This is a genomic window from Shinella sp. NM-101 (genome assembly GCF_021401195.1).
GTDB lineage: Bacteria > Pseudomonadota > Alphaproteobacteria > Rhizobiales > Rhizobiaceae > Shinella.
The window spans coordinates 69,260-86,149 of the sequence record NZ_JACBFT010000004.1; the positions used below are offsets into that span (position 1 = coordinate 69,260).

Sequence of the window (16,890 nt, forward strand, 5' to 3'; positions counted from 1 at the left end):
TGTCCAATTACACAACGAAAAAGGGAACGTCATGCATCGCAATCTGCTTCTCGCTGTTTCCGTCACTGCGCTCGCCCTTTCCGGCCCGGCCGGCGCCAGGGACCTTTCGAGCCTGGTTCCCGCGGACATCAAGGAAAAGGGATATATCGAGGTGGTCACCGATCCCTCCTTCGGGCCGCCGTGGAACTATCACCCGGGCACGGACCAGACCGTCTACGAAGGGATCGACCCCGATATCGCCAAGGGCATCTCCGAGCGCCTCGGCGTCGAGATTCGTTTCGTCTCGCTTGCTTTCGCAGGCATCGTTCCCGCGATCCGCGCCGGCCGTTATGACATGGTGATGGTCGGCATGACGACCACCGAGGAGCGGACCAAGGTGATCGACCTCGTCGATTATGCAGTGGATTCCAATGCCATCCTCGTCCAGGCCGGCAATCCGCTCGCCATCAAGTCTCCGCAGGATCTTTGCGGCAAGACGGCCTCGGCTGTCATCGGCTCGGCACAGTTCGCGATCCTCCAGGAGGTCTCGGCCGGCTGCGACAAGCCGATCACGATCAGCACCTTCCCTGCCAAGTCCGACGCCTTCCTCCAGGTGGAGACGAAGCGGGCCGATGCGACGATCGACGGCTACATCGTCAGCGGCTATCTTTCCGGCAACGGCACATTCGCCTCCAAGGGCATCGAGGCGGTCTTCACCAAGGACTTCGCCGGAAAGCCGCTCGGGATCGGCCTCGCCAAGGAGAAGGCGGCGCTGCGCGATGCCGTCGCGGCGGCAATCGACGACATGATCGCGGACGGCACCTACACGAAGATCTTCGCCAAGTGGGGCACTGCGGACATGGCGCTGAAAAAGGCCGAGATCAACAATTTCCAGCTCGGCAAGAAGTAGGCGGCAGAGGGTGACGGACAATGCCAGGTTTTCGAAAGGGAGGCCGCCCATGTTGAGCGCCAGCCAGAAAAGCCGCCTCTCCGTCGCGCTCTGCGTGGCGGGGGTGGCTGCCGTCCTTTACATTTTCGCGACGGCAAGCTTCTCGTGGAACGAGATTCCGAAATATATCCTGGCACCCCAGATCATCGCCGGCGCCCGCGTCACGCTGGTGCTGACAATCCTGTCGATGGCGATCGGCATCGCCATCGGCGTGGTCTTCGCCATGATGCGCGTCTCCTCGCTGCTTATGCCGCAGGTGGTCGCTGCCGGATATATCTGGCTGTTCCGGGGCATTCCGCTGCTCGTGCAGATCATTTTCTGGTTCAACCTGGCGCTTTTCATGCCGCGCATCGGGTTCGGCGACTATTCGGTCTCCACCAACCAGGTGATGGGCAGCTTCACCGCCGCACTGATCGCGCTCAGCCTGAACGAAGGCGCCTATATGGCGGAGATCGTTCGCGGCGGCATTCTCGCCATCGACCGGGGGCAGGTCGAGGCGGCGCGGGCGCTCGGCCTCAGCCGCGCTCGCACCTTCCGCCGGATCGTCCTGCCGCAGGCCCTGCGCATGGTCATTCCGGCAACCGGCAACCAACTCATCGGCATGCTCAAGGCGACGTCGCTCGTCTCCGTCATCGGCGTGCACGACCTGCTGACCCAGGCGCAGTTCATCTACACCGCCAACTATCTCATCATGGAACTGCTGATCGTGGCGGCCATCTGGTATCTCGCGCTGACCGCACTCGCCTCGCTTCTCCAGCACTTCCTTGAAAAGTGGGCGTCCCACCGGCCCTCCGACCCGCGCGAAGAGGTCGGCAGGCCGCAGGTTTCCTCCGGTTCGGAGCAGCTCGTATGACCGGCCCCATGATCAAGATCGCAGGTTTGAGCAAGGCTTTCGGCTCTGTCCGCGTGCTGCACGACGTCGATCTCGATGTCGCCTCCGGCGAGGTCGTGTCGATCCTCGGTCCTTCCGGTTCCGGCAAGAGCACGCTCCTGCGCTGCATCAACCTGCTCGAAACGTTCGACATCGGCAGCATCGTCGTGAACGGGGAGGCCATAGGCTACGAGGAAGGCGCGCGCCGCCGCCCGCTCCCCGACGAGCAGATCGACCGCCAGCGCATGGAGATCGGCATGGTGTTCCAGCGCTTCAACCTGTTCTCGCACATGACCGCGATGGGGAACATCATCGAGGCGCCGGTGCTGGTGCGGGGAGAGCGCAAGGACGCAGCCATCGCACATGGGCGCGAACTCCTTTCCAAGGTGGGGCTTGCCGAATGCGCCAATGCCTATCCCGAGCATCTTTCCGGCGGCCAGCAGCAGCGCGTGGCCATCGCCCGGGCGCTCGCCATGCGTCCGAAGGTCATGCTCTTCGATGAACCGACGTCCGCACTGGACCCGGAATCGGTCGGCGAGGTGCTGTCCGTCATCCGCCAGCTGGCGCGCGAGGGCATGACCATGCTGGTGGTCACCCACGAAATGGGTTTCGCCCGCGAGGTGAGCGACCGCATCGTCTTCATGGATGCCGGGCGCATCGTCGAAATGGGACCGCCCGGCGAGATCATGGTCTCGCCGAAGAACGCCCGGACCAGGAATTTCTTCTCGAAGATCCTCTGAAAAATCGAAAAAATACAGGTGACGACATGAACGATCGCTTGCGCCTCATCGCCGAGCATTCCCTGACCTATGCGCCCCATCATGTGGCCGACCATCTCGGCTATTTCACCGATGCCGGGCTCGATATCGACCTCAGCTATGAATCCGGCCCCGGCGGCTCCTGGCTCGCCGAAGTGCTGGCGCGGGACGAGGCCGACATCGCGCGCGGCGGCGTATGGATCCCGATGATGTACCGCGACCACCTGGAAGACCTGCGGCTCTTCGCAGCGCTGTGTCATCGCAACGCGCAGGTCCTGTTCACCCGCACGCCGTCCGAAAATTTCTCGCTGCGGGAGCTTGAGGGGCGCCGCATCATGCTGCCGGCGGCAGCGACCAGCCAGTGGATGTATGTGCGCGGTCTCTTCGAGGAGCAGGGGGCCGACTGGAAGAAGGTTCTGTGGATCCGGGACCTGGAAGTCCGCACGATGCTGCGCCTGTGGCGCGGCGGCTATGCGGACGGGTTCCTCACCTCGCCGCCGCTCGCGGAGACGCTGATTGGCGAGGGCCACCATGCCGCGCTCGACCTTGCCGATACGGGTGCGGTTCCCTGGAGCGTCTACTATGCCCCGCGCATCGCCATCGAGGAAAAGGCCGAGCCGCTTTCGCGCTTCGTCGGGGCCCTGTCGCGCGCCGTCGGCTGGATGGAGACCGTGCCGGCGAGTGAAATCGCCCGGTTGATCGGAAAGGATTTTCCCGCATGGGGCCTGCCGGTCGTGGAGCGCGCGCTGGCGCGCATGCGGGCGAAGGGAACCTGGAACAGGGACATGCATGTGCCGGCCGAACCCCTTCAGCGCTACCAGAAGATGATCGCGTCCTACGGCCTCATCCCGGCGCCCATGCCGCACGGCACCATCGTCGACGACCGGGCCGCGTCCGCGCAGCCTCTGGCCACCGCATCCTGATCTTTGGAGCCCCAATACATGATCGACGTCCGCGTGACTTCATCCGCACTCCACACCAACTATGCGCCCTGTTACCTGGCCGACACGCTCGGCATCTATGCCGCGAACGGCCTGCGGGTCGATGCGTCCATTCCCGCCGGGCCGGGCAGCTCGTGGCTTTCCAGCAATCTCCTCGACGACAAGGCCGATTTCGCCATGGGCGGGATCTGGATCCCGCTCGCCTATCGCGGGCGGCTTGCCGAGCTGCCGATCTGCGCGCTCGTCTGCCATCGCAACCCGCAGGCGATCATGGCGCGCCGTCCGATCGAGAATTTCGGGTGGGAGAGCCTTTACGGCCAGAAGATGCTTCTCTCGATGAGCTCCACCAGCCAGTGGATGCTCCTCGAAGGCGTCATGAAGCAGGCCGGCGCCGACCCGTCGAAGGTGCAGTTCCTGCGCGACCTCGACGCCCTCACCAATATCCGTCTCTGGCGCGCCGGTCTCGGAGCGTTCTTCCTGGCCGATCCGCTGACCGCCGAGGAACTGGAGGACGAGGGCTATCACGTCGTCACGACGCTCGGCCGGATCTGCGGCCCCGTACCGTGGAGCGTCTATTATACCGCGCCACGCGTGCTGCAGCGCGAGGACGGCATGGCGTCGCTGTTCGTGCGCTCGATCGGCGAGGCCCTTGGCTGGATCCATGCCCACACGGACGAGGAGGTCGCCGAGGCGATTGCCTCCTATTTCCCTGGCAAGCCGGTGGCGCTGCTCGCCCGTTCCATCGCCCGGCTTCGGGCCGACGGGGTCTGGCGCCAGGATACCACGATCCCGCGTGATCCTTTCGACAACTATCAACGCATCATCGCGGATTTCGGCCTGATCGAACGGCCGTTCCCGTTCGACGACGTCGTGTCCTATCCCGCCGGCGGGATAGGACCGCCGGACGTTTCGCGGGATTGACCGGACCGACCGCCGTGGTGGCGCCCTGCGCCGCCACGGGCAAAGACATTCGTTGCCGGTACTCCGGCTGGACTTCTGGAGTGAGCGCCGATGAAGCCTGATCGCGTGAAGATGCAAGCAAGCATGGAAAGACTGCTCGAAGGCTTCGAGCCGGATTTCGTCTTCGAGCCGCCACCGCCGTTGCCGGAGGCGGAGTTCGCCGAACGGCTGCGACGCATCCGCCGCCAGGCCGCCGTCGAGGAACTGGACGCGATCGTCCTGCACTGCGACCAGATCGGCTGGTACCACACGTCGAATTCCTATCTGCGCTATGTCTGCGACTGGATGCGCGAGGGCATGCTGATCGTGCCGACCGATGCGGACAAGGGCCTCCAGCTTCTGTCGTTCTTCAGCGATTCCGTCCTGCTGCCGCCGGCGGGCGAGCCGCTTCTGGTCGAGGACATATGGCAGGTCGGTCCCTGGGGGCGCGAAGCGCTCGATCGGCCTGGCTCGCCGATCGTCAAGGCGGCCGAAGGCTGCGCCGGCATCCTGCGCCGGTTCGGTCTCGGCAGGGGCAGAATCGGCCTTGTTGGCGACAAGACCTCGCGCGACTATTTTGCCGCCCTCGGCAAGCTCCTGCCGGATTGCGCCTTCGCCGATGCCAATGCCATCGTCGACAACCTGCAACGGCGGCGCTCCAGGGCCGAGCAGGCACGGCTGCGCGCCGCCGCGCAGTTGATCGACATCGGGCTGCAGGCCGCCTATCACGTCACGCGGCCGGGCGTTGCCGACCGGGAGATCTACGCGGCCTTCACCTTTGCCCAGCTCGCCCGCGGCGGCGAGACCGGCGACGGATACCAGATCGGCGTCAACCGCTACGGCACCCACTGCGGCAAGCCCTACGGCCATGTCGTCCGGCCGGGCGACCTGATCAACATCTACGTCTCCAACGTCACCTACCAGGGCTATTTCGCCCAGAGCGCCCGGATGATCGCGGTCGGCGACCTGACGCGGGAGCAGGAGGCCGTCCTGGAAATGACGACGGATGCGGTCCGCCGCGCCGAACGGCTGATCCGGCCGGGCGTCGCCATGAGCGATCTGCATGCCGCTGCCTTCACCGCCTATACCGAGCGCGGCTATCTCAAGGACGATCGCACGCGCACCATGCCATTCAACTGGGCGGCGCAGGACGACGGGACCCCGCGCCGCATTCCCAGCGCCGACGTGGAGGATATCGACTGGCAAGCCCAGGGACGGCGGCTGTCTCACGTCTATCCGCCGCTCAAGGGACCGCACAACCCCAATCTCGGCCATGCCGTCGGCATGCCGAAAATGCCGGTCTTCAACGTGTCGTCGCACAATTGCGACCGGGCGGAGGAGGGCATGGTCTTTGTCCTGCACGCCCAGTGGCTCGACCCGCTGAAGGCGGGTTCGAACATCGGCGATTGCTATCTGGTGACGGACGACGGCTACGAACGCCTGACCTGCCATACGGCGCTCGACGTGCACCGGGTCGCCGTCTAGGCGGAGCGTTCGTCTGGCTGCTGACGGTTCGAATTCCGCGGAGGAAAGACCATGCAGATCCTCTTGATCGGCGCGGGCAACATGGGCTTTGCCCTGTTGCGCACCTGGACAACCCTGAACGGGCATCGGTTCGCGGTCATCGAGTTGAACGCGCCGTTGCGGGACAGGGCGGCCGCGACGGGCGCGGAGGCATTCGCGTCACTTGGCGATCTTCCCGATGGATTTTGCGCCGATGTCGTGGTGATCGCGACCAAGCCTCAAGCGGTCGCGCAAGCGGCGGCCGCCAGCCGTCCCGCTCTCAAGGACGGCGGGCTGGTGGTTTGCGTGGCGGCGGGCATCACCATCGATGCGATCCGCGCGCAAGTCGGCGACGGGCCGGCGATAATCCGCTGCATGCCGAACATGCCCGCCGCCATCGGCGAGGGCATGATCGTTTGCTGCGCCAGCGCGAATGCACGTCCTCTGGACCAGGAGTGCGCGCGCACCCTGCTCTCCGCTGCCGGCCGTGTCGCCTTTGTCGATGAAGAAACGCTGATGGATGCGGTGACGGCCATCTCCGGCTCCGGTCCCGCCTATGTCTTCCACCTGATGGAAGCCTTCAGCGCGGCAGGCGTCTGCGTCGGCCTGCCGCCAAAGCTCGCCATGATGCTTGCCAAGCAGACGATCTTCGGGGCGGCCAAGCTCGCCCTTGCGCCGGAGGTCGATCCGGCTGTGCTGCGCGACCAGGTGACGAGCCCGAATGGAACGACGGCGGCCGCCTTGTCCGTGTTGATGGACCCGCAGGATGGGCTGGCCCCGCTCCTGCGGCGCGCGGTCGCCGCGGCCGAACGGCGCTCCCGGGACCTGGGCGCGCCGCCGCCTGCCGGATAGGCCGGGAGAGGCACCGGCTTATGCAGCGGCTGCATCCGAGGTGCTGCTCGATCGTCCATGCGGGCGCGGCCTTGCTGCCGCACATGGGCAGACCCGATGGCCGATCAAGGGACGGCACCTTCACCCCGTGCATCCAGGCCGGTCCATATCGGACTTAACCGTCCGTCGAGTGGCGATAAATTGGTACTACCAAAATTGCTTGCAATAATGATCGACCATCCCTATGGTGTGCTCGCAAGCGTCGGGGAGAGAGCCGGCGATGGGAGGAGGAATCGATGAATTTCAGGCAGAGAAGTCCTGTTTGGGCCGCGCTGGTGTTGTGCGCCCTCGCCACGCCCGTATTGGCTGACGACCTTACGGCGGAGGTGATGCACCCTTGGACATCGGGCGGCGAATCGGCGGCCGCCAAGGTGTTCGCCGACAAGTTCACGGCGGCCGGCGGCGTCTGGATCGACCGCGCGATCGCCGGCAACGACGCCCTGCTCGCCGCCGCGATGAACCGCATCATCGGCGGCGATCCGCCATCGGCATCCCATTTCAACACCGGCAAGCCGTTCGAGGAGCTGATCGAGGCGGGGCTGCTGCGCGACGTCGACACGGTCGCCAAGTCGGAAGGATGGGCGGCGGTCATTCCGAAGGTGTTCCTGGACGCGGTCACCCGCGACGACAAGATCATGGCCGTTCCGATCAACCTCCAGACGGAAAACTGGATCTGGTATTCCAGGGAGGTCTTCGAAAAGTCGGGAGTCGGCGAGCCGCCGCAGAACTGGGACGATTTCTTCGCCGCTGCCGACAAGATCAAGGCTGCCGGCTATATCCCCATGGCACTCGGCGGCGGCTCCTGGGCCGAGCGCTTCGTGTTCCAGAAGGTCCTGGTCAGCGTCGCCGGCCCCGAGCTCTACCTGCGCGTTCTGAAGGATCGCGATGGCGAGGCGCTGAAGGACGCCAAGGTTCAGGAGGCCTTCGCGGTTCTCGGCAAGCTGCGCCAATACGCCGATTCCGGCGCGGCCAGCCGCAAGTGGAACGATGCGACCAACCTCGTCATCACCAACAAGGCGGGCTTCCAGATCATGGGCGACTGGGCCAAGGGCGAGTTCGCGGCTGCGGGGCTGACCCCCGGCAAGGAATATGGCTGCACGCTGTTCCCGGGCCAGGAAGTCTCGATCATGTCGGGTGACGTCTTCGTCATGCCGAAGCTGAAAGATGCCCAGCGCACGCAGGCGCAGGATCTCCTCGCCCATGTGCTGTTCGCGCCGGAAACCCAGATCGCCTTCAACATCAAGAAGGGCTCGAACCCCATCCGCCAGGATGTGGACGTGTCGAGCATGGATGTCTGCGCCCGGCATGCGGCCGAGGTGCTGAAGGACCCCGCACGGCAGGTTCCGAACCCCCAGTTCCTGATGACGAATGACGGGTTGGGGGCGGTCCGCGACGTGATCACCACCTACTGGAACACGCCCGCAATGACGCCGGGCGAATTCTCGGACGCGCTCGGCAAGGTGCTGGCGAGCGTCGACTGACGCGAACGTGTCGACGGGCGGCGGGTAGCGCCGCCCGTCCCTCCTGCTCACTGTCCGGGAAGACCGAGGATGCAGTCCAAGAGAATTTCCAGGCATCTGCCGTCATTCGTGGCGATGCTGCCGACCACGCTCTTCGTGGTGATCATCTATCTGGGCTGCATGGCCTGGACGGTGGCCATCTCGTTCACGACGTCGAAGGTGCTGCCGGTCGCCAGATGGGCAGGCGCAACGCAATACGAGCGCCTGCTGGCGACGGAACGCTGGACCGTCTCCGTCCACAACATCCTGATCTATGGCGCGTGCTACATTCTCGGGTGCCTGGTGCTGGGCTTCCTGACCGCCGTGGCGATCGACCAGAAGGTCCGCTTCGAAAATACCCTGCGCACCATCTACCTGTTCCCCTACGCCCTGTCCTTCATCGTGACCGGCGCGGTCTGGCAGTGGATCTTCGATCCGCAACTCGGCATCGAGGCGGCGTTGCGAGGGATCGGCCTCGAAAGCCATATCGGCATCCTCTCGTCACCCGGCACGGCCATCGCCGCACTGGTCATCGCGGCCGTCTGGCAGGGCGCCGGGCTTGTCATGGTCATGCTGCTGGCGGGCCTGCGCAGCGTGGACGGCGAAATCCTCAAGGCGGCGCGCGTCGACGGAATCCCGATCTGGCGCGCCTATGTCAGCATCATCCTGCCGGAGCTGCGCCCCATGATCGTCACCTCCGTCGTCCTTCTGGCGATCGCGGTGGTCAAGGCTTACGACCTGATCGTCTCGATGACGCAGGGCGGGCCGGGCATCGGCACGGAAATGCCCGCGAAATTCGTCATGGATCACCTGTTCGAGCGCGGCAATATCGGGCTCGCCACGGCGGCCGCCACGCTGATGCTGCTCGCGGTCCTTGCCGTGCTGGTGCCGTGGCTGCATCTCGAATATTTCCGCAAGGCGAAGGGAGGGGCCCGGTGAGCGCGCATCTCGAAGGCCCCGCCGGCCGCCGGCCGCAGCGCATGGGCGCAAGCCGCATCGCGATCTATGTCTTCCTCGTCCTGTCGGCGCTCTTCTTCATCATGCCGCTATACGTGATGGTCGTCACGTCGCTGAAGGACATGGCGGAGATCCGCCAGGGCAACATCTTCGCGCTGCCCGCCGCCCCGACCATCGCCCCCTGGATCAAGGCGTGGTCCGGCGCCTGCACCGGCCTCACCTGCGAGGGCGTCGGCGCGGGGTTCGTGAACTCGGTCCTGATCACGCTTCCGGCCGTCACCTGCTCGGTGTTCCTTGGCGCCATCAACGGCTATGCCTTGTCGTTCTGGCGGTTTCCGGGCGCCAATCTCGTCTTCGCCGTGCTGATGGCCGGCGCGTTCATTCCGCTGCAGGTGTTCATATACCCGCTGGTGCGGATCGCCTCCGCGGCGGGCGTCTTCGGCACGTTGCCGGGCGTCATCCTGCTGCATATCTGCTTCAGCCTGCCGCTGATGACGCTGCTGTTCCGCAATTTCTACGGCAGCGTCCCGATGGACCTCTACAAGGCGGCCAGGGTCGACGGGGCCGGGTTCTGGCAATTGCTGATCCACGTCTTCGCCCCGATGTCGGTGCCGATCACCGTCGTGGCCTTCATCATCCAGATAACCGGCACCTGGAACGACTTCATCCTCGGCCTGATCTTCGCCGGCGCCGACAACATGCCGATCACCGTGCTGCTCAACAACGTGGTGAACTCGCAGTTCGGCGAGCGCGAATACAACGTCAACATGGCGGCCACCATCCTCACGGGCCTGGTGCCGCTGGTCCTCTACTTCCTGTCCGGGCGCTGGTTCGTCCGCGGCATCATGGCAGGAGCCGTCAAGGGATGAACAACCCGCACGCGACCCGCAACAGCATCGAAATCCGCGACCTGCATATCGCCTACGGCTCGCTGACCGTGCTGCATCACCTCAATCTGAATGTGGGCAAGGGGGAATTCCTCGTGCTGCTCGGCCCTTCGGGCTGCGGAAAATCCACCCTGCTCAATGCCATTGCCGGCCTCGGCGAGATCTCCGGCGGCCAGATCTGGATCGGCGGGGACAACGTCACCTGGAAGGAGCCGAAGGAGCGCCATATCGGCATGGTGTTCCAGTCCTACGCGCTCTATCCGCGCATGACCGTCTACGGCAACATGTCGTTCGGCCTGAGGATGCAGGGCGTCGCCCGCGACGAGATCGACCGGCGGGTCCGCGAGGCCGCGCGCATCCTCCAGATCGAGCCCTATTTCGACCGCCGCCCGTCGGACCTGTCGGGCGGGCAGCGCCAGCGCGTGGCGATCGGCCGGGCGCTGGTGCGCAATGTGGATGTCTTCCTGTTCGACGAGCCGCTCTCGAACCTCGATGCGAAGCTGCGGGCCGAACTGCGGGTCGAGATCAAGCGCCTCCACCGCGATCTCGGCACCACGATGATCTACGTCACCCACGACCAGATCGAGGCCTTGACGCTTGCCGACCGCGTGGCGGTGATGAAGGACGGCATCATCCAGCAACTGGATTCCCCCGAGGTGGTCTACGCCACCCCGGCCAACCGCTTCGTCGCCGGCTTCCTCGGCTCGCCCGGCATGAACTTCGTCGAAGGCCGCCTCGCCGAGCGGGACGGCGGGATGGTCTTCGAGAGCGCCTCGCTGAGCCTTCCGCTTTCCGATTATCGCTTTCTGGGCCCGGTCGAAGCGGGGCAGGCCGTGTCGCTCGGCGTCCGGCCCGAGCACGTCCGGCTGGCCGGGGATGCGGCCGGCGATCCCTTCCGGCAGGAGGCCCGGATCGAGCTGGTCGAGCCGATGGGGGCGGACGTGCTCGTCTGGGCATCCATCGGCGCCACGATGCTTTCCGCCCGTATCAACACCGACCGCCGGATCGCGCGGAGCGGAACCCTGACCCTCGGCCTGTCGTCGTCGCGCATCTCGCTTTTCGATGGCGCGAGCGGCGCGCGCCTTTGAACCCCATTCCAAACAGTGAGGACAGCATGAAAATCGTCGACGTCAAAGCCTGGGCCCTCTCCGTGCCGGTCGAGGACGGCATCACCTTCGGCATCGGCAAGGTGCTGCGCCGCGACACCGTCGTCGTTCGCGTCGAGACGGAGAGCGGCATCGTCGGATACGGCGAATCCCATCATGGCCGCGCGGCGAGCTCGGTGGCCGATATCGTCAACAACCTGCTGCGCTATTTCGTGATCGGAATGGACGCCAGCGACGTCACGGGCGTCTGGGCCAGGATCTACGAGATGCAACTGCGCAGCCACGGAATGGGCGCCGGCACCTCGATCGCCATGAGCGGCATCGACCAGGCCTTGTGGGATATCCGGGGCAAGGCCGTCGGCTGGCCGCTCTACAAGCTGCTCGGCGGTTCAAGGCGCGGCATCCCGGCCTATGCGGGCGGGGTGTCGCTCGGCTGGAGCGAGCCGGACGCGCTCTGCGAGGAGGTCGGCGAGGCGCTGGCGCTCGGCTACAAGGCCGTCAAGCTGCGCGGCGGGGACGCGCCCCGCCGCGACATCCAGCGGGTGGAGGCGGTGCGCAAGGCCTTCGGCGACGATCTCGTCATCATGGTCGATGCCAACACGGCCTATTCGCTGGCAGACGCATTGGCGGTCCTGCCGGCTTTCGAGGCCCTGGACGTCGAATGGCTGGAAGAGCCCTTCGCGCCGCACGACCATCGCTCCTACGCGCAGGCCGACCGCAGCCGGATCCCGCTGGCGGCGGGCGAAAACCACTATACCCGCTTCGAGTTCCACCGGCTGATCGAGGACGCGCATGTCCGCATCCTGCAGCCGGACCTGTCCAAGGCGGGCGGCATCACCGAGGTGCTCCGCATCGCCGCGCTGGGCTCGGCCTGGAAGTTGCCGCTGTGCCCGCACACCGCGACGACCGGGATCAACATGGCGGTCACCATCCACGTCCTGGCCGCCGTCGAGAACGCGGGCTGGTTCGAGGGCGACATCTCGACGCCCAATCCGTTCCGCGACCAGCTTGTCTCCACGCCGTATGTGGTGGCAAAGGATGGCACCGTTTCGCCGCTGGACAGGCCGGGCATCGGTGTCGAGGTGGACGAAGACTTCATCCGCGCCCATCCCTTCATCGAAGGGCCGGCTTATGCGCCTGGTCCGGCGCGGATGGTGCGATAATCCCCGGCTGCGGCCGGATTTGAGGGAGCCGGGAATGCAGGAAGCGGAAAACCAGGTGATGCGGACCGTGAACGACCTGATGGCGTTCATCCAGAAGCGCGGCTACGAGCCGGGCGAAAGACTGCCTTCCGAACGCGACCTGACCGAGCGTTTCTCGGTCGGGCGCGGGGTGATCCGCGAGGCGCTGACCTTTCTCGAGGCCAGCCGTTACATCGAGCGCAAGCGCAATTCCGGCATCTACCTGACCGACGGAATGGACCAGGTCAGCCTGGAGGCGCTGGTTCTCTATTCCAAGGTCAACATTCCCTTCGACCGCCGGACCATCATGGATTGCATGGAGGTGCGCAAGATCCTGGAGGTGCAGGCCATCGCGCTTGCATGCAAGCGGCGCACCGAGGCCGACATCGAGACCCTGCGGCAGAACCTGCGCGACACGCGGGAAACGATCGAGGCGGGCGGAAGCATCGCCGAACGCGATTTCGAGTTCCATATGGCGGTCTTCCGCGCCGCGCAGAACGACATCTTCACCCGGGTCGTGACGCCCTTCTACCTCATGTCGCGGAACCGGCGGGAGGATTTCTTCCGCGATCCGAAGCGCGGTGACGCATCGCTCGCCCAGCACATGGCGATCACGGCGGCCATCGAGGCCCGGGACGTCGACCTCGCCGTCGAGCTGATGGACCGGCATATCGGCCGGGTCGAGGACCACTATCTGGTGTCGATGGGCGATGCGTCGCCTGCCGGAACATCCTGACACGGCATTGAACCAATGGAGGAACGAATGGGCAGCGACATGCTTCCGGAGCCCGAATATGCCCGCAACATGCGGCTGATCGGCTTTACCGAGATGGACGGCCGTTCGGACGGCGTGCAGATCATGATCAACAAGGGCCATGCGATCGTCGGGCACATGTTCTCGCAGGGCTTTTCGGTGATCGACGTGCGCGACCCGCGCCGCCCCCGCCCGGTCACCTACATTCCCAGTCCGCCGAACACCTGGACGCTGCATCTCCAGGCGCATGACGACCTGCTGCTGGTGGTCAACGCCAAGGACCTCTATCGCGATGCCGTCCTGATGGACGAGCGGAAATACTACACGGGCTCGATGCGCGACAAGCTGAGCGCGGCCGAGACGGGCTACAGCGCCGGCATGCGCGTCTACGACATCAAGGATCCCGCCAATCCGCGCGAAATCGGCTTCATGCCGGTCGATGGCGTCGGTGTCCACCGCATCTGGTATGTGGGGGGACGCTGGGCCTACATGTCCGCGATGCTGGACGGGTTCTCCGACTTCATCTTCCTGATCGTGGACATGTCCGATCCCACGCGCCCGGTGATCGCCGGGAAATACTGGCTGCCGGGCATGAACACCGCCGCCGGCGAGCGGCCTGCCTGGGACGACAGGAAATTCCGCTATTCCTGCCACCACGGCCTCGTGGCGGGGGACACGGCCTATGTCACCTGGCGCGACGGGGGCGTCACGCTCCTCGACATCGCCGACAAGGGCGCTCCCCGGCTGATTTCCCATCGCAACTGGAGCCCGCCTTATGGCGGCGGCACGCACAATGCGCTGCCGCTGGTCGACCGCGATCTGCTGGTGGTGCTTGACGAGGCGGTGCTGACGAACTGCGCCGACGGTGAGAAACGCATCTGGATGTTCGATATCCGTGAGCCGGCAAATCCCGTCTCCATCTCCACCATGCCGGCGCCGCAGGAGGCGGACTATATCGCCAAGGGCGGACATTTCGGGCCGCACAACCTGCATGAGAACAGGCCCGGAAGCTTCGTTTCGTCCGAGACGATCTTCGCGACCTACAACAATGCCGGCGTGCGTGCCTATGATATCCGCGATCCCTATCGCCCGGTGGAGATCGGCGCCTTCGTGCCGGCCGCCCCGCGGCGGATCCTCGATCACCGGCCGGGCATTCCGCCCGTCCTGCACACCAACGACGTCTTTGCCGACGCCAACGGCCTGCTTTACGTTTCCGATATGAATGCGGGCCTGTCGATCGTCGAGTGGCAAGGCTAGAAACCGCCCCCTCCGGTGACGGCGGACCGGACGGCCCGGAGCCCTCTGCCGGGCGGATGTATCTGCAGAGACATGACGGTCGGCTATCGCAGGTGCGTCTCGCAGGCGTATCGCGCGACGCTCAGGATGCGGGCAGGAGGCATTCGCGCAGGTAGGCGATGAAGCGGCGGCCGTAGCCGGGCAGCGGCATGGCCGAGGGCCAGATGGCCGATATTTCGAAATCGAGCGGCCTGCCGCGGTGCAGGATGTCGTGCGCGAGAAGGCCCTCCACCGGACCGGTGCCCAGATGCGGCACCACGGCGACGCCGCCGCTGCTCCTGGCGATGGCGAGCAGCGTGTGCGGCGAACCGGATTCGAGGGTCGGCTGCGCGAGGCAGCCTTCGGCCTGGCAGGCGGTTTCGAGCAATTCGCGCGTGAAATGCCAGCGATTGAGCAGGAGCAGCGGTTGGCGGCACAACTGCGCCAGCGTGACGGCCCCCGGTTCGGCGGTGAAGACCGAGGGGATGCAGAAGGCGCGCACGCGCATGGCGCCGATGTCGATGCGGCTGAAGCGGTCGGGCCGCGCGAAATGGCGGGCGTTGATCGCCAGATGCAGTTCGTTGTCGTCGAGGCGGCGCGCAAGCTCCGCCCCGCCGCCTTCCTCCAGGCGGATGTCGATGTTGGGATTGTCCCGCTTCCAGGCGGGCAGCACCTCGCTCATGTGGCGCTCGATGACCTGGGAACAGGCGCCGACGCGCAGCAGGCCGCACTCGCCCTCGCGCATCTCGGCGACCGCATCGTGGAGGCGCTTGCTCGCGGCGAGGACGGCCTGCGCATCGACCAGCAGCCGGTCGCCATGCACCGACAGGCGCAGGTTGCGGCCGCTGCGCTGGAAGAGCGGCAGCCCGAGTTCCTGCTCGAGCCGCTGGATCTGCCGCGACAGGGCCGGCTGGGTAAGGTTGAGCCGCTCGGCGGCCGAGGTGACGCTGCAGAGCTGGGCGGTCGTCACGAAACTTTTCAACAGCCTCTCGTCCAACGCGGGTCCCTCCGATTCATGCCGATCCTGCATGTATCGCCAAGGGATATTTGCATTGGACGCATGAGGCAAGCTGTGTCTAGGTAATGGCGCTTTTGAAATGACGAGGTATGCGATGGCTGAAGCTCCTTCCGTATGGACGTGGTACGACAACCGCTGGCACGCGGGCGATGTCCGCATTCTCGGTGCGGGCTCGCACGCGACATGGCTCGGATCGCTGGTGTTCGACGGCGCGCGCCGCTTCGAGGGCGTCGTGCCCGATCTCGACCTGCATGCGGAGCGAGTGAACGAATCGGCACGGGCGCTCGGCCTTCAGCCGACCCTGACGGCCGCGCAGATCATCGACCGCGTGCACGAGGGGCTGACGCATTTCGCGCCCGATGCCGCGATCTATATCCGCCCGATGTACTGGGCCGAGGAGAGCGATGCGAGCGTCGTCGCACCCGATCCGGCATCGACGGCATTCGCCCTGTGCCTGGAGAAGCGGCCGATGGCCGTGCCCGGCGGCTTCACCATCACCACGACGCGGTTCCGCCGGCCGACGCTGGAGACCATGCCGGTCAATGCCAAGGCCGCCTGCCTCTATCCCAACAACGCACGCATGCTGGCCGAGGCCCGCGCGAAGGGATTCGGCAATGCGCTGGTCTGCGACACGCTGGGCAATGTGGCGGAGCTTGCCACCTCGAACGTGTTCATGGCGAAGGACGGGGCGGTCTTCACGCCCGTGCCGAACGGCACGTTCCTCGACGGCATCACCCGCCAGCGGGTGATCGGCCTCCTGCGCGCGGACGGGATCGCGGTGCACGAGAAGACGCTGACGGTCGGCGACTTCCGCGCTGCCGACGAGATCTTCAGCACCGGCAACATTTCCAAGGTCATGCCGGTCCTCGGCTTCGACGACCGCGCTTTCGACCATGGCCCGTTCGCGAAGAGAGCGCGCCAGCTTTACTGGGATTGGGCGCATAGCTGACGCCCGGAAGGAGACCTGCCATGAGTACCGTTCGCCTGTGGAGCGATGCCGAAGTCGAAGCGAACCCGCGCGTCAAGGCGGTGTTCGACGACATCCGCGCCACCCGCAAGTCCGATTTCGTCAACAATGTCTGGCGCGCGCTCGCCAACCAGCCGGATACGCTGGAGCGCATCTGGGCGGGCCTGAAGGACATCATGGTCAAGCCCGGCGCGCTCGATCCGCTGGTCAAGGAAATGCTCTATATCGCCGTGTCGGTCGCCAATGGCTGCAGCTATTGCGTCCATTCCCACACTGCGGCCGCCAAGGCGAAGGGCATGACCGAGGACCAGCACGGCGAGCTGCTCGCGGTGATCGGCATGGCCTCGCAGACCAATGCCCTGCTCAACGCGCTGCAACTGCCGATCGACCCGCAGTTCCTGGTCGAGAGCTGAGA

Annotated in this window: 17 protein-coding genes; 16 read left to right on the plus strand and 1 reads right to left on the minus strand. The window is 65.6% G+C overall.

Translation table 11 applies throughout. From position 1 onward, the window contains the following. Positions 1-31 precede the first annotated feature (31 nt). The 14 genes from L0976_RS09730 to L0976_RS09795 all read left to right on the plus strand — a co-directional run bounded on the left by L0976_RS09730 (position 32) and on the right by L0976_RS09795 (position 14,472). Positions 32-889 (plus strand): ABC transporter substrate-binding protein, encoded by an 858-nt coding sequence (locus L0976_RS09730; RefSeq protein ID WP_234187117.1) that lies wholly within the window; start codon positions 32-34, stop codon positions 887-889. Between the two features lie 49 nt (positions 890-938). Further along, positions 939-1,781, plus strand: a complete 843-nt coding sequence (locus L0976_RS09735; protein WP_234187118.1) for an amino acid ABC transporter permease — start codon at positions 939-941, stop codon at positions 1,779-1,781. A gap of 8 nt (positions 1,782-1,789) precedes the next feature. Beyond that, positions 1,790-2,539: an amino acid ABC transporter ATP-binding protein gene (locus tag L0976_RS09740; RefSeq protein ID WP_203320517.1), complete on the plus strand. Its 750-nt coding sequence runs from the start codon at positions 1,790-1,792 to the stop codon at positions 2,537-2,539. A 26-nt stretch (positions 2,540-2,565) separates the two neighbouring features. After that, entirely contained in the window at positions 2,566-3,480 is a 915-nt protein-coding gene (locus tag L0976_RS09745) for an ABC transporter substrate-binding protein (RefSeq protein ID WP_234187119.1), read from the plus strand. Positions 3,481-3,498: 18 nt separating this feature from the next. Beyond that, a complete protein-coding gene (locus tag L0976_RS09750; RefSeq protein ID WP_234187120.1) occupies positions 3,499-4,419 on the plus strand; it encodes an ABC transporter substrate-binding protein in 921 nt (306 codons plus the stop codon). Between the two features lie 123 nt (positions 4,420-4,542). After that, the gene (locus L0976_RS09755; RefSeq protein WP_234187121.1) at positions 4,543-5,922 is read left to right on the plus strand and encodes a Xaa-Pro peptidase family protein; all 1,380 of its coding nucleotides are present in this window, start codon (positions 4,543-4,545) and stop codon (positions 5,920-5,922) included. Between the two features lie 63 nt (positions 5,923-5,985). After that, positions 5,986-6,792: a pyrroline-5-carboxylate reductase gene (gene proC / locus L0976_RS09760; RefSeq protein WP_234187122.1), complete on the plus strand. Its 807-nt coding sequence runs from the start codon at positions 5,986-5,988 to the stop codon at positions 6,790-6,792. Positions 6,793-7,067: 275 nt separating this feature from the next. Next, complete coding sequence (locus L0976_RS09765) at positions 7,068-8,312, plus strand: ABC transporter substrate-binding protein (protein WP_234187123.1); 1,245 nt, start codon at positions 7,068-7,070, stop codon at positions 8,310-8,312. 69 nt (positions 8,313-8,381) lie between these two features. Continuing rightward, entirely contained in the window at positions 8,382-9,269 is an 888-nt protein-coding gene (locus L0976_RS09770; protein WP_234187124.1) for a carbohydrate ABC transporter permease, read from the plus strand. A gap of 41 nt (positions 9,270-9,310) precedes the next feature. Further along, positions 9,311-10,156, plus strand: a complete 846-nt coding sequence (locus tag L0976_RS09775) for a carbohydrate ABC transporter permease (protein ID WP_234187383.1) — start codon at positions 9,311-9,313, stop codon at positions 10,154-10,156. Further along, positions 10,153-11,262, plus strand: coding sequence for an ABC transporter ATP-binding protein (locus L0976_RS09780; RefSeq protein ID WP_234187125.1), 1,110 nt, complete (start codon positions 10,153-10,155; stop codon positions 11,260-11,262). Before L0976_RS09775 ends, L0976_RS09780 begins: the two co-directional genes overlap by 4 nt. A 26-nt stretch (positions 11,263-11,288) precedes the next feature. After that, complete coding sequence (locus L0976_RS09785) at positions 11,289-12,443, plus strand: mandelate racemase/muconate lactonizing enzyme family protein (protein ID WP_234187126.1); 1,155 nt, start codon at positions 11,289-11,291, stop codon at positions 12,441-12,443. A 34-nt stretch (positions 12,444-12,477) separates the two neighbouring features. Continuing rightward, complete coding sequence (locus tag L0976_RS09790) at positions 12,478-13,197, plus strand: FadR/GntR family transcriptional regulator (RefSeq protein WP_234187127.1); 720 nt, start codon at positions 12,478-12,480, stop codon at positions 13,195-13,197. A 27-nt stretch (positions 13,198-13,224) separates the two neighbouring features. After that, on the plus strand, positions 13,225-14,472 hold the full coding sequence (locus L0976_RS09795; protein ID WP_234187128.1) for an LVIVD repeat-containing protein: 1,248 nt from the start codon (positions 13,225-13,227) through the stop codon (positions 14,470-14,472). Positions 14,473-14,593: 121 nt separating this feature from the next. Here the strand turns inward: L0976_RS09795 and L0976_RS09800 are convergent, their stop codons facing one another. Continuing rightward, positions 14,594-15,472, minus strand: coding sequence for a LysR family transcriptional regulator (locus L0976_RS09800; protein ID WP_234187129.1), 879 nt, complete (start codon positions 15,470-15,472; stop codon positions 14,594-14,596). A gap of 130 nt (positions 15,473-15,602) precedes the next feature. Here L0976_RS09800 and L0976_RS09805 point away from each other — a divergent pair, with 130 nt between their 5' ends. Together L0976_RS09805 and L0976_RS09810 are read left to right on the plus strand one after the other, a co-directional pair. Beyond that, complete coding sequence (locus L0976_RS09805; RefSeq protein ID WP_234187130.1) at positions 15,603-16,457, plus strand: branched-chain amino acid aminotransferase; 855 nt, start codon at positions 15,603-15,605, stop codon at positions 16,455-16,457. 20 nt (positions 16,458-16,477) lie between these two features. Next, positions 16,478-16,888 carry a carboxymuconolactone decarboxylase family protein gene (locus L0976_RS09810; protein WP_203320134.1) on the plus strand — a complete coding sequence of 137 codons (411 nt, stop codon included), beginning with the start codon at positions 16,478-16,480 and terminating at the stop codon, positions 16,886-16,888. Positions 16,889-16,890: the final 2 nt, after the last annotated feature.

Coding starts and splice junctions, on each gene's coding strand:
- L0976_RS09730 (WP_234187117.1), top strand. CDS start 32: ATGCATCGCAATCTGCTTCTCGCTGTTTCCGTCACTGCGCTCGCCCTT.
- L0976_RS09735 (WP_234187118.1), top strand. CDS start 939: ATGTTGAGCGCCAGCCAGAAAAGCCGCCTCTCCGTCGCGCTCTGCGTG.
- L0976_RS09740 (WP_203320517.1), top strand. CDS start 1,790: ATGATCAAGATCGCAGGTTTGAGCAAGGCTTTCGGCTCTGTCCGCGTG.
- L0976_RS09745 (WP_234187119.1), top strand. CDS start 2,566: ATGAACGATCGCTTGCGCCTCATCGCCGAGCATTCCCTGACCTATGCG.
- L0976_RS09750 (WP_234187120.1), top strand. CDS start 3,499: ATGATCGACGTCCGCGTGACTTCATCCGCACTCCACACCAACTATGCG.
- L0976_RS09755 (WP_234187121.1), top strand. CDS start 4,543: ATGGAAAGACTGCTCGAAGGCTTCGAGCCGGATTTCGTCTTCGAGCCG.
- L0976_RS09765 (WP_234187123.1), top strand. CDS start 7,068: ATGAATTTCAGGCAGAGAAGTCCTGTTTGGGCCGCGCTGGTGTTGTGC.
- L0976_RS09770 (WP_234187124.1), top strand. CDS start 8,382: ATGCAGTCCAAGAGAATTTCCAGGCATCTGCCGTCATTCGTGGCGATG.
- L0976_RS09775 (WP_234187383.1), top strand. CDS start 9,311: ATGGGCGCAAGCCGCATCGCGATCTATGTCTTCCTCGTCCTGTCGGCG.
- L0976_RS09780 (WP_234187125.1), top strand. CDS start 10,153: ATGAACAACCCGCACGCGACCCGCAACAGCATCGAAATCCGCGACCTG.
- L0976_RS09785 (WP_234187126.1), top strand. CDS start 11,289: ATGAAAATCGTCGACGTCAAAGCCTGGGCCCTCTCCGTGCCGGTCGAG.
- L0976_RS09790 (WP_234187127.1), top strand. CDS start 12,478: ATGCAGGAAGCGGAAAACCAGGTGATGCGGACCGTGAACGACCTGATG.
- L0976_RS09795 (WP_234187128.1), top strand. CDS start 13,225: ATGGGCAGCGACATGCTTCCGGAGCCCGAATATGCCCGCAACATGCGG.
- L0976_RS09805 (WP_234187130.1), top strand. CDS start 15,603: ATGGCTGAAGCTCCTTCCGTATGGACGTGGTACGACAACCGCTGGCAC.
- L0976_RS09810 (WP_203320134.1), top strand. CDS start 16,478: ATGAGTACCGTTCGCCTGTGGAGCGATGCCGAAGTCGAAGCGAACCCG.